This is a genomic window from Serratia liquefaciens ATCC 27592 (genome assembly GCF_000422085.1).
GTDB classification, from domain to species: domain Bacteria; phylum Pseudomonadota; class Gammaproteobacteria; order Enterobacterales; family Enterobacteriaceae; genus Serratia; species Serratia liquefaciens.
Window position 1 is genome coordinate 3,481,534 of sequence record NC_021741.1, and the last position, 13,141, is coordinate 3,494,674.

At 52.8% G+C, this 13,141-nt stretch carries 8 protein-coding genes; 5 read left to right on the top strand and 3 right to left on the bottom strand.

Going from position 1 to position 13,141, the window contains the following annotated elements:
- The first annotated feature begins 654 nt into the window (after positions 1 to 654).
- Genes M495_RS16400 through rcsB form a run of 4 tightly spaced genes read left to right on the top strand, consistent with a single transcriptional unit; the run spans position 655 to position 5,637 of the window.
- Positions 655 to 1,059: a DUF4186 domain-containing protein gene (locus tag M495_RS16400; RefSeq protein WP_020827800.1), complete on the top strand. Its 405-nt coding sequence runs from the start codon at positions 655 to 657 to the stop codon at positions 1,057 to 1,059.
- 55 nt (positions 1,060 to 1,114) lie between these two features.
- Positions 1,115 to 2,269: an MFS transporter gene (locus tag M495_RS16405; RefSeq protein ID WP_020827801.1), complete on the top strand. Its 1,155-nt coding sequence runs from the start codon at positions 1,115 to 1,117 to the stop codon at positions 2,267 to 2,269.
- A gap of 22 nt (positions 2,270 to 2,291) precedes the next feature.
- Entirely contained in the window at positions 2,292 to 4,994 is a 2,703-nt protein-coding gene (gene rcsD, locus M495_RS16410; RefSeq protein ID WP_020827802.1) for a phosphotransferase RcsD, read from the top strand.
- Positions 4,987 to 5,637: a response regulator transcription factor RcsB gene (gene rcsB / locus M495_RS16415; protein WP_004947156.1), complete on the top strand. Its 651-nt coding sequence runs from the start codon at positions 4,987 to 4,989 to the stop codon at positions 5,635 to 5,637. The genes rcsD and rcsB overlap by 8 nt, the downstream gene beginning before the upstream one ends.
- A gap of 50 nt (positions 5,638 to 5,687) precedes the next feature.
- Here rcsB and rcsC read toward each other — a convergent pair whose 3' ends face one another.
- Positions 5,688 to 8,558, bottom strand: a complete 2,871-nt coding sequence (gene rcsC, locus M495_RS16420; RefSeq protein ID WP_020827803.1) for a two-component system sensor histidine kinase RcsC — start codon at positions 8,556 to 8,558, stop codon at positions 5,688 to 5,690.
- Positions 8,559 to 8,722: 164 nt separating this feature from the next.
- A complete protein-coding gene (gene gyrA, locus M495_RS16425) occupies positions 8,723 to 11,374 on the bottom strand; it encodes a DNA topoisomerase (ATP-hydrolyzing) subunit A (RefSeq protein WP_020827804.1) in 2,652 nt (883 codons plus the stop codon).
- A 212-nt stretch (positions 11,375 to 11,586) separates the two neighbouring features.
- On the opposite strand from gyrA, the gene ubiG reads away from it, so the two are divergent.
- The gene (gene ubiG, locus M495_RS16430; protein WP_041415529.1) at positions 11,587 to 12,312 is read left to right on the top strand and encodes a bifunctional 2-polyprenyl-6-hydroxyphenol methylase/3-demethylubiquinol 3-O-methyltransferase UbiG; all 726 of its coding nucleotides are present in this window, start codon (positions 11,587 to 11,589) and stop codon (positions 12,310 to 12,312) included.
- Positions 12,313 to 12,372: 60 nt separating this feature from the next.
- Here ubiG and M495_RS16435 read toward each other — a convergent pair whose 3' ends face one another.
- Positions 12,373 to 13,101 carry a FadR/GntR family transcriptional regulator gene (locus tag M495_RS16435; RefSeq protein ID WP_041414771.1) on the bottom strand — a complete coding sequence of 243 codons (729 nt, stop codon included), beginning with the start codon at positions 13,099 to 13,101 and terminating at the stop codon, positions 12,373 to 12,375.
- Positions 13,102 to 13,141 lie beyond the last annotated feature (40 nt).

The following is a 13,141-nucleotide window of genomic DNA, read 5'->3' on the forward strand; positions in this document are numbered from 1 at the left end:
TGCATTACCATTCTGGTAACAAGGATAATATTAATCCAGAAAGAAAATGATACCAAGTATCCGATAGTGTTTCAGTGTGATTATTAAAGGTTTCTAAATGTAAACTTGAGCGAACTTCCACAGAACATTACAAACACAATAAATAAGGCACGCAATGCCAACAAAAATACTTATAGACATAAAATCATAGAGTTATACAAAAACTTAAGAAAAAAAAGATAGCCATACAAAACTCACTCGCAATAAGCACATTGTGCCAAAAGCATCACATAACGCTGACGTTATAATAATCCCGCTATCATCATTATTTTCATTATTACCTTCATTATCTGTAAGATAATTTTCGTACACTCTGTACAATTCGACCGGCTTATGGCCGGTTTTTTATTGGCTAAAATCTTGCTCACATTTCACCTCAATGCGCACTTTATGCCAAAAAATAATCACACAAAGATATCATTACCCTAATTAACTTCAGCACTAATCGCTAATCTTTTCTCGTATTTTAGACTACTTATTAACCGCATTAATTTTAAACTCCCCCGATTACTGAAATATCTTACACTACGTGCGGCAACCTGTTTGAGGCGACAACATTGGCCGTCCCCCTTCTATTTTGTTAACCTGCCCAAAATGCTCTGAAGAAGATGACCCATGCTATTTCAACCCGAAGCGCTGTGGCGTCGGTTACAAAGTTCCCCTTTCCGCGCCAAATTTCGCCTGAATTCTAAAGACCAGCTTTATTTTGATACCAAAGGGCTCCCGCTGATCCTTAGTCACGCGCGAGATTTCATCGAACAACGCCTGGCGCCGCCTTTTCCGAACAATGACGGCAAGCAGACCCCCATGCGGGGCCACCCGGTGTTTGTCGCCCAGCATGCCACCGCCACGTGCTGTCGCGGTTGTCTGGCCAAGTGGCATAGTATTCCGCAAGGACAGGCACTGGACGAACAGCAAAAGCAGTATATTGTGCACGTCATTAGCCTGTGGCTGGAACGTCGAGCGGCAGCAAAGCCCGATGATGGCGCAAATCCTTTCGACCCGGATCGCGGATTGTGATAAAAACACTCCATAACTTTCAGCCCGCATTTCCACAACAGATCCTGATGCCCACATGACATCCACCTTGTGCAACGAACAGCAAAAACCCGGCGTCCCGGCGCAGATCGCCACGCGATTGGCCTTTTTTGTCGCCGGTTTCGGCATGGCCGCCTGGGCGCCCCTGGTTCCCTTCGCCAAAGCGCGCATCGGCATTGATGATGGCTCCCTGGGTCTGCTGCTGCTGTGCATTGGTGCTGGTTCGATGCTGGCGATGCCGCTCACCGGTTATCTCACCGGCAGATTGGGTTGCCGACCGGTGATCTTGCTGGCCGGTCTGGCCTTGTGCATTGATTTGCCACTGTTGGTGCTGATGGATACCACCACCGGCATGGCGTTGGCGCTGCTGCTGTTTGGCGCGGCTATCGGCATGATCGATGTGGCGATGAACGTGCAAGCCGTGGTGGTCGAACGCGCCAGCGGCAAGGCCATGATGTCCGGTTTTCATGGTTTCTTCAGCGTTGGCGGCATTGCCGGCGCCGGTGGCGTCAGCGTGATGTTGTGGCTGGGGATGCCTCCCTTGCTGGCAACTTGCGTCACAGTCCTGACCATCGCAGCACTGCTGGCCGTTGCCAGCCGAAATTTGTTGCGTGAAAGCGGCGGTGAAGAAGGTGGACCGATGTTCGTCGTGCCACGTGGCTGGGTGATGTTTATCGGCATCCTGTGCTTTATCATGTTCCTGGCCGAAGGTTCGATGCTTGACTGGAGCGCCCTGTTCCTCACTACCCTGCGTGGGGTTGACCACAGCCAGGCCGGTTTAGGCTACGCGCTGTTCTCCATTACCATGACCCTCGGCAGGTTGAACGGTGACCGCATCGTCAACGCCCTGGGCAGATATAAGGTCTTGCTGCTCGGCAGCCTGTGTGCCGCTATCGGTCTGAGCATGGCGATTGTGTTCGATAATGCCATGGTCTCGCTGATCGGGTTTATGCTGGTAGGGTTGGGTGCCTCTAACGTGGTGCCGATCCTGTTCAGTGCCGCAGGCAATCAACATGATATGCCGGCCAATCTGGCTATCGCCTCGGTGACTACCGTAGGCTATGCCGGCATTCTCGCCGGGCCGGCGTTAATCGGCTTTATCGCCCAGTTCTCCAGCCTGACGGTAGCCTTTGCCTGCGTTGCCGTCTTACTCCTGGCTGTTACCGCCAGCGCCCGGGCGATAACCCGTTGATTCAGGAAATGCGCAGCCAACTATGCAAAACAAACAACTGACCATTAGCTCAAGCAATATTACCCGTTGCTTCCTGCTATTTGCCGTGCTGCTGACGATTGCCATTGGCCTGTACGGCTACAACTATACCAACGCCTGGCTGGCGGAGAAAAAATATGCGCTGAACAGCATCGCCAATGGGCTGCAAAAGCGCATCGACAACTATCGCTACGTCACCTATCAGATCTACGATAAATTCGGCAATGCGGCCTCCCTGAACGTCGATCCCAGCCTGCAAGAAACCCGACTGCGGCCAGACGTTTACTATCTGGAAAAACCTCACAAGAAAACCGACGCGGTGATTTTCGGCAGCCATGAAGAAAGCACATTGGCGATGATCGCCAATATTTCAGACTATCTGGATGCCCGCTGGGGGGCCAAGACCGAAAATTACGCCATGTATTACCTTAATGGTCAGGACAACAGCCTGAGTCTGATCACCACTCAGCCTTTAAAAGAGTTGGCCTCTCGCTTCAAGGAAAACTACCTGACGACATCGGCGGAAGATCGTCGCGCCGAAATGCTGCAACAGGCAAATATGCTCGACGAGCGCGAAAGCTTCTCCGCCTTACGCAAGCAGCGTTTCCAAAACGCCTATTCGTTTTCAATCCGTACGACCTTCAATCAACCGGGGCATCTGGCCACGGTGATCGCCTTCGATTTGCCGATTAACGATATCATCCCGATTAATATGGCGCGTGCCAACTTTATGCTGCTGCCCGATAACAGCAATCTGGACGATGGAACTCTGCCGATTGAAGGCACCACCAACGCCGGTATAACGATGAGTGGCAACTGGGTCGACTTCACAGCCTCCTTGCCCAACGCACCGCTAAAAGTGGTTTATCGGGTTTCCGCCATCAGCCTGGCGATCGACCTGCTGCGTAACAATATCTGGTTAATCGCCATCAATCTGTTGCTGTTGGCGCTGTCGCTGGCAGGCATCTACTTTATTCGTCGACAATACATTCGCCCTAGCGAGAACATGGCGGTTGAACTGGAGGCCGAACGCGCGCTGAATCAAGAGATTATCGCCAGCCTGCCTTCCGGCCTGCTGGTGTACAACTTTGCCAGCAATACGGTGATCGCCAGCAATAAGATTGCCCAACATCTGCTGCCTCACCTGAGCCTACAAAAAATTGCCCATATGGCCGAACAGCACCACGGGGTGATTCAAGCGACGGTCAACAATGAGGTGTATGAAATTCGCATTTTCCGCAGCCAGCTCTCAGCGGAAACTTACCTGTTCCTGTTAAACGATCAGGACAAGGAAGTCATGGTCAACAAGCGGTTGCAGCAGGCACAGCGCGAGTACGACAAAAATGTACAGGCACGCAAACTGATGCTGCACAATTTGGGGATCGAGCTCAACCAACCGGTGCGCCAAATGCACGATCTGGCCGATCGCCTGCGTACGCAACCGGATGAAGAACAACAGCAAGCGCTGCTAACAGAGTTGACCGCACAATCGTCTTCGGTGCTGGGCTTGATTGAAAACATCACCCTGCTCACCCGGCTGGAAACTCAGGACTGGCAACCTTCGCGCCACCCGTTCAGCCCCTCGACCCTGATAGATGAATTGCTGCGCGAGGCCCTGCCTTCCATCAATCAAAAAGGACTGTCGCTGTTCAATCATTTCCAGCTTGATGTCGAGCAGCAATACATCGGTGACGCTAACGCGCTACGCAAGGTGATCTCGCTTCTGGTGCATTACGCGATTATCACTACCGCCTGCGGCAAGATTTCTCTGGTGGTTGATCATGAACCCGAGCACCCCGATCGCCTGGTGTTCCACATCAATGATACCGGCTCGGGTATTTCCAACGAGGAAATCAGTAACCTCAACTATCCGTTCCTCAGCCAGACGCTGGTGGATCGCTTTAATCATGGCTCCGGCCTGACCTTCTTCTTGTGCAACCAGCTATGCAAAAAACTCAACGGCCAGTTGGATATTCGCAGCAAGGTCGACATCGGCACCCGCTACACCATTCGCGTGCCGATGGAAATGGAGAAAAAGGAGACGGAAGCGCAGGAAAAACTGCTCGACGGCGTAACCGCCCTGTTGGACATCACGTCCGAAGAAGTGCGCGGCATTGTTACCCACTTGCTGCACGCCTATGGCGCGAGCTGCATCATTGCCGATGAACGCCAGATTAACCGCGACTACGATGTTTTGCTGACCGACAATCCACACAGGGCTGATGATTATACCCTGCTGCTGACCAGCGATGAGGCCGGATGGCAACAGCTTGAGAAACGCTATATTCGAGTAAACTATAACCTGAGTGGCGCAATGATAGACGCCGTGTTGATGCTGATTGAGCAGCAAATGGCCGCCCTGGAACAGCCGGAAAGCCCGCTTTCGCTGACCGCCGACGACATCCAACTCTATGAAAAACAATTGAAATCAAGTGATTACTATGGCCTGTTTGTTGATACAGTACCCGACGATATCAAAAAACTGTATACTGAGGCGGGCAGCAGTGATTTCAATGCTCTGTCACAGACAGCACACCGCCTGAAAGGCGTGTTTGCCATGTTAAATCTGCTTCCCGGCAAGCAACTGTGTGAATCGTTAGAACAGCACATCGCAGACGGTGATGCGCTCAAGATCGAGAATAACATCAGTCAGATTGATTTTTTCGTCAGCAGACTGCTGGAGCAAGGTAGCCAACAACATGAATAACCTGAACGTAATTATTGCTGATGACCATCCTATCGTACTGTTTGGCATCCGGAAGTCACTTGAGCAAATTGAATGGGTGAATGTCGTTGGGGAGTTTGAAGACTCAACAGCACTGATCAACAACCTGTCCAAACTGGACGCCAATGTACTGATCACCGACCTTTCTATGCCAGGCGATAAATATGGCGACGGCATTACGCTGATCAAATACATCAAGCGCCATTATCCACAGTTGTCGATCATCGTTCTGACCATGAACAACAACCCGGCGATTCTGAGCGCCGTGCTAGATCTGGATATCGAAGGTATCGTGCTGAAACAGGGTGCGCCTACCGACCTGCCGAAAGCGCTGGCCGCATTGCAAAAAGGCAAGAAGTTCACGCCGGAAAGCGTCTCCAAACTGTTGGAGAGGATCAGCGCCAGTGGTTACGGTGACAAGCGTCTGTCGCCAAAAGAGAGCGAAGTACTGCGTCTGTTCGCCGAAGGTTTCCTGGTGACCGAGATCGCCAAGAAGCTCAACCGCAGCATCAAAACAATCAGTAGCCAGAAAAAATCGGCAATGATGAAGCTGGGTGTCGAGAACGATATTGCACTGCTCAACTACCTCTCTTCCGTCAGCATGGCACCGCTGGACAAAGAGTAAGCTTCCCGGTAGTTAACGAGGGCGCGGCATAATGCTGCGCCCTTTTGCTTTCAGGCGTTTTCCGATTCGGCACGCATGTTACGCACCTGAAGGCTGTAATACGCCAATGTTTGCTCCAGCGTTTCCAGCGTCACCGGTTTCGACAAGCAGTTATCCATCCCCGCCTCAATACAGCGCTGTTTCTCTTCCGCCAGGGCATTCGCCGTCACACCGATCACCGGAGAGGTAAAGTCCAACTCACGCAGACGCTGAGTCAGGTGATAACCATCCATGTTCGGCATATTGACGTCGGTCAGTACGATGTCGACGGTGTTACGACTGAGTACATCCAACGCGTCGACCCCATCATTGGCCGTCACCACCTGGTAGCCCAGCGAGCTAAGCTGATCGGACAGCAACCGACGGTTGATCGGATGGTCGTCCACCACCAGTAAATGAATATCACCGTTGTCGATCAAGCTAGCCTTGGCCGGCAACGGCAATTGTGCCAGGGTATTGCCGCTTTCACCTTGAGTGCCAAACAGCCGGTTAAGCAGCACCAGGGTTTCACGCGGCGTAGAGGTGCTGTGCATCCAGTAACCCGGGCGCGTTTCCTGCGACGGGCCGATGTGCTCAATGGAAAATTGGATCTGCGCCAGCAGCGGCGTGCTAATCATCAACGGGTGATCGCTGAGCATGACTTCGCCTTCGGCGGTGTCCTGCCCCTGATGGCGTAATACCGTCGCACCATAACCGCCCAGGATCTCCATCAGGTAACTTTCCAGCCGCTGGTTGCGAATATCCAGCCACAGCGTTTTGCCCTGCCAGGTATCGCTCGGCTGCGGGATCGGGAACTGGGCGCTAAACAGAGGAATACGGATGGTGAACAGGCTGCCTAATCCCGGTTCGGATTCAACGGCAATGTCGCCGTCCATCATGTTGATCAGCTTCTCGCAAATCGCCAGCCCCAGTCCGGTACCCTGAAAATGGCGCTGCACACCGCTGCCCACCTGGAAGAATGGGTCAAACAGGCGGGTAATTTCTTTCTCAGGAATACCGACTCCGGTGTCGCGAACGCTGAATTCCAGATAATTGCCACGGGTGCAGACCTGCAGGATGATGCAGCCGGTATCGGTGAACTTAATGGCATTGTTCAACAAGTTGGACAACACCTGCTGCAATCGAACTGGATCGCCGGAAATGCGCTCAGGCACGTTTTGCTCGATAAAGCAGTACAGCCCCAACCGCTTCTTCACCACCAGCGGTAAATAGTTGCCGGCGATGTGGGTAATCACCTCCAGACAGGAGAACTCCCGCGGTTCAATCTTCAACTGCTCGGATTCAATTTTCGAGAAGTCCAGAATATCGCTGATGATCTTCAGCAGCAGCCCGGAAGAATTGTTCATCGCATTGACCAGTCGATCAACGCCCTGCGGCAACGCCTTGGTCTGCAGCAAATCGAGGTTGCCGATAATGCCGTACAGCGGCGTACGTAATTCATGGCTAACGGTCGCCAGGAACATCGATTTCGATTGGCTGGCCTGTTCCGCGGCGGCGGCCATCTCTTGCAGCGATTCTTCCATTTTCACGCGGGCGCTGACATCCACCAGCACACAAATCGCCACATCCTCATTACGATAGCGAGAATGAACGAAGCTGATCTGCAGGTTATTATTATTACTGGTCATCACATCGACAAAATTCACCTGCTGTTCGCAGATGATACGTGTAATGCGATCACGGTCTTCGTGGGTCAGTAAGTTGATGTAATTGTGTGCCAGTTCGTTACTCAGAATATTGGTTCCATCGCTGATGCGCAGAATACAGATGCCCACCGGCGCCGAGGCGACAATTTTGCGGTTAAACTGCTCATGTTCTTCCAGCCGGAAGGCGTTATCCTCTGCCGGCAGGAACATTTTTCGCTCAAACAGCCAGGCCAGCGTAAACAGCACAATGGCGGACAGCAAGTTCAGCAGCACCGCATTGAGAATCAACATCTTGAAGCGCTCAACCACCGTCTTTACCGGCACGGCATAAACGATGCTGAGCGAGGACGGCGGCAAAGCCTTTTTCATTATCAGGTCGTGGTAATTATCGACATAACCAAAGTAGGCCTGATCGGGCGGATAGCTGTCGGGCGCTTGCGCATTGCGTTCACCATCCGCCAGTTGCAGTATCGGTTCGTTGTTTTCGTCCAGCAAGGTCACAGCAATGGGCAAGTTGCCGGTAGTCACGAAGTCTTCCAGACGTATAGTCTGCTCTATGCCCAGCAACGCCTCCAGCTTGGAACCAATATAGATTGGCGTCAGCACATACAAATAGCCGACATCCGGTCGCTGCTGGCTTGGGCTGATCCAGTACAGGTTATTGTCTTTATCCTGGTACTTAGCGTTGCGATATTTAAGGATGCGCTCATGCAGGGTTTTCAAGGCCTCTGCGCGGTTAGCCACGCCGCTGCTGCTGCCGAACTCTGCCATACACAGGCTATCGCCACCGATGAAAAATACCCGGTTGAGATCGTAAGCTGCGACGAAGTTCTCTTTCCAGTACTGGATCAGCCCGCTCAACGCATTGAGCGAGTTGCGATAGGTGGTATTAAGTGAACAGTTAGACTCAGGATACAGCGGGAAAAACTCCGGCGAGCTGGTCTTGCCGGGAAAAATGCCGCTGAACATATCCATACTGCTGACCGAGCCATTGAGGCGGTTTTCTGCCATATATTTGATATCACGAATGATATCGGCCGAATGACGGATATAGCCCTGTGCCTGATCAAAATTGAGATTGTAGTCCTGGCGGATGTCAGATTCTTTCTGATGCAGGATATTCAGGATATAGAAAGTGGTGAGCAACGCCCCCAACGACCACAGCATTATCGCCAGCACCCGGAACAGATAGCGGGAAATCTTTAACGTGGTGCGAAAAGAGGCTAAATATTTCAATCGGATACCATACGAATGTGAGTGGCGACCAGCGCGTTCATAGCAGAGCCGGGAGCTTTAGCTTGAGTTCGCTAATTAAACCATATAACTGAAAAAGGGCCTAGCATCGCTGCCAGGCCCTGTATTCATCTGTGCGATAGGGGCGTTATGCCGCCCACTATGGCTTAGACGTTGTCATCTTCCGCGTCGTCTACCGCTTCAGAATCGTCGTCGCCTTCATCCAGCGGCGTAGCGTCTTCTTCTACGGCTTCTGCGCCGGCTTCCAGACTATCCAGCTCTTCGTCTTCTACCGGTTCGGCAACGCGCTGCAGGCCGACGACATTCTCGTCTTCCGCAGTACGGATCAGCGTAACACCCTGGGTATTACGGCCAACCACGCTGACTTCCGAAACGCGAGTACGCACCAGCGTACCGGCATCGGTGATCATCATGATCTGATCGGTGGTATCCACCTGCACCGCACCCACTACCTGACCATTACGCTCGCTCACCTTGATGGAGATAACCCCTTGGGTGGCACGTGACTTGGTCGGGTATTCGGTGACCGCAGTACGCTTACCGTAGCCGTTCTGGGTAACGGTCAGAATATCGCCTTCACCGCGAGGCACAATCAGGGAGATAACGCTGTCGCCTTCACCCAGGTTGATACCGCGCACGCCGGTAGCAGTACGGCCCATTGAACGCACCTGCGTTTCCGGGAAGCGAACCACTTTACCGTTGGCGGAGAACAGCATGACTTCGTTACTGCCGTCGGTCAGGTCAACGCCAATCAGCTCGTCACCCTCATTGAGGTTAACGGCGATGATGCCGGCGCTGCGTGGGCGGCTAAAGTCGGTCAACGCGGTTTTCTTCACGGTGCCGCTGGCGGTTGCCATGAACACATGACGCCCTTCTTCATACTCGCGCACCGGCAGAATGGCGGTGATACGCTCATTGGCTTCCAGCGGCAGCAAGTTGACGATTGGACGACCACGTGCGCCACGGCTGGCTTCAGGCAGTTGATACACCTTCATCCAGTACAGGCGGCCACGGCTGGAGAAGCACAGGATCGTATCGTGGGTGTTAGCCACCAACAGACGATCGATAAAGTCTTCTTCTTTAATACGTGCAGCGGACTTGCCCTTACCGCCGCGGCGTTGCGCTTCATAGTCGCTCAATGGCTGATACTTCACATAGCCCTGGTGCGACAGCGTAACTACCACGTCTTCCTGGTTGATCAGGTCTTCGATATTGATATCTGAAGTATTGGCGGTGATCTCGGTACGACGGCCGTCGTTGTACAACTCTTTGATTGCAATCAGCTCTTCGCGGATCACTTCCATCAGGCGGTCTGGGTTTTCCAGAATAAAGATCAGCTCGGCAATGGCGGTCAGCAGCTCTTTATACTCGTCCAGCAGCTTTTCGTGCTCCAGGCCGGTCAGTTTCTGCAGGCGCAGATCCAAAATTGCCTGAGCTTGCTGCTCGGTCAGGTGATATTTGCCGTCACGGATGCCGAACTCCGGCTCCAGCCACTCAGGGCGAGCCGCGTCATCACCCGCGCGTTCCAGCATGGCACTCACGTTACCGAGTTCCCATGCCTGAGCAACCAATCCGGCTTTCGCTTCCGCAGGGGTCGGCGCGCGACGGATCAGTTCAATGATCGGATCGATGTTGGCCAGAGCAATAGCTAAGGCTTCCAGAATGTGGGCGCGATCGCGAGCTTTACGCAGTTCAAAGATGGTACGACGGGTGACCACTTCACGGCGGTGACGAACAAACGCCTGCAAAATGTCTTTCAGGTTCAGCAACTTCGGCTGCCCCTGGTGCAATGCCACCATGTTGATACCGAAGGTGACCTGCAATTGCGTCAGTGAGTACAGGTTGTTCAGTACCACTTCGCCAACCGCATCGCGCTTGACTTCAATGACAATACGCATGCCGTCTTTGTCGGACTCGTCACGCAGTGCGCTGATGCCTTCCACGCGCTTTTCTTTAACCAGCTCGGCGATCTTCTCGATCAGACGCGCCTTGTTCACCTGATACGGGATCTCGTGAACAATAATGGTTTCGCGACCAGTTTTGGCATCGGCTTCCACTTCAGCGCGCGCACGGACATAAACTTTACCGCGCCCGGTACGATAGGCCTCTTCGATACCGCGACGACCGTTGATGATCGCCGCCGTAGGGAAGTCCGGCCCCGGAATGTGTTCCATCAGGCCTTCGATGCTGATGTTTTCATCATCGATGTAGGCCAGACAGCCGTTGATAACCTCTGACAGGTTATGCGGCGGAATGTTGGTGGCCATACCCACGGCAATACCCGACGAGCCGTTAACCAGCAGGTTCGGGATCTTGGTTGGCATGACGGCTGGGATCTGCTCGGTGCCATCGTAGTTAGGCACAAAGTCGACGGTTTCTTTTTCCAGATCCGCCAGCAGTTCGTGAGCAATTTTTGACATGCGCACTTCGGTATAACGCATCGCCGCGGCGGAGTCGCCGTCGACAGAACCGAAGTTACCCTGACCGTCCACCAGCATATAGCGCAGTGAGAACGGTTGGGCCAAACGCACGATGGTGTCGTAAACCGCGCTGTCACCGTGTGGGTGATATTTACCGATGACGTCCCCGACGACACGGGCCGATTTCTTGTATGGTTTATTCCAGTCGTTACCCAGTACGTTCATCGCGTACAAAACGCGGCGGTGTACCGGCTTCAGTCCATCACGAACATCTGGCAGCGCACGTCCGACAATTACGGACATCGCGTAGTCCAGATACGAGTTTTTCAACTCGTCTTCGATGTTTACCGGTGTGATTTCTCTGGCAAGGTCGCTCATGGAGCTGCTATCCCTCTACTAATGATTCATCTGCCCGCTGCCATAGTGGCAAAGGTGTAAAACTATATCACAAAGCACGCTTTACGGGAAAATAACCGCCGCCGATTCACTGAAATTGTGCATATATGTGCGCTAAAAATGCATCGGCGCAGACGGCGCTGCGCCGGAACATGTATAATCCGCGCAACGAGAACCAGGAGCCAAATACGCCCATGAATGCAGAATCATCCAGCCAAGCGCAAAACGTAGACCATCAGGAAATCGCCAAGTTCGAGGCCGTGGCCTCTCGCTGGTGGGATTTGGAAGGTGAGTTCAAACCGCTGCACCGTATCAACCCGCTGCGTCTGAATTATATCCTGCAACGTTCAGGCGGCATTTTTGATAAAACCGTCCTCGACGTGGGCTGCGGTGGCGGCATTCTGGCGGAAAGCATGGCGCGTGAAGGTGCCAAAGTGACCGGTTTGGACATGGGCGCCGAGCCATTGCAAGTGGCCCGATTACACGCGCTGGAAACCGGCATGAATGTGGATTACGTGCAGGAAACGGTAGAGAGCCACGCCCAGGCCAACCCGCAAAAATACGACGTCGTGACCTGTATGGAAATGCTGGAACACGTTCCCGATCCGGCTTCGGTGGTGCGCGCCTGCGCTCACCTGGTCAAACCGGGTGGTCATGTGTTCTTCTCCACCATCAACCGCAACACCAAGGCCTGGTTGATGGCGGTCATAGGTGCGGAATATATTCTGAAGATGGTCCCGCAGGGTACCCACGACCATAAGAAATTCATCCGCCCTTCTGAACTGATCGGCTGGATCGACCACACGCCGCTGCGCGAAAAACACATGATTGGCCTGCATTACAACCCGATCACCGACCACTTCAAGCTGGGCGGCAACGTTGATGTGAACTACATGGTACATACTCAACACGAAGGCTGATGCCGCTCTCAAATGCGGTGAGTGTTTAAGCGCTCGCCGCACAAAAATAAATGCCCTTCTTCAGGCCCCGTCATTGGCCTTCTCGCCCTTTTCAATCAAAGAGTTGACCGCCGTATTAAAATGGTTCGTCATCGCTTTCATCGCTCCTTCCGCGTCCTTGGCGCAAACGCAATCGCAAATATCCTGATGCAAAGAGACAATCTGTTTTCTTTCGGCGTCGGTTCCACTTTGCGCCTCAAGGCCAGCATGGATAGAACGTCTGAGTTGTTCATGCAGGGATTGCAATAAAATAGCGGACAGAGGGTTGCGAGATGCCCTGGCAATAATGAGATGGAAGTTAATGTCATGCTGAATGAATTTGTCTGTATCGAAGATACAATCCTCAATCTGCTTCATCTCATCCTGTAACTGGCGAAAATCCTCTTCATTGCCGTTGGTCGCCGCCATGCCGGCACTGCCGATTTCAAGCCACTGACGCACGCTAAGTATTTGGGAGACGGACACCTGATTTGAAGCTATAGCAAAGCCAAAAATAAGCTCAAGCACGCTGCTGTCGAACGCTTTCACTCGCGGGACTTTACCGCTTTTTATCTCCAGAATACCCAGAGCGGATAGCGAACGGTATGCCTCACGGATCACACCACGACTGACACCCAGCTCCTCAATTAATTTTACTTCGCTTGGAACCGCCATCCCCGGCGTCAGCTGTTGCTGGCTTATCATATCCAGCACGTAATGCTTGATTTGCGAGGACAATGTGTGGCTCTGAATCGGCATCTTTGTATCCATTTTAAACGACTCCAAAATTTACAACTTCAAATGAACTAGA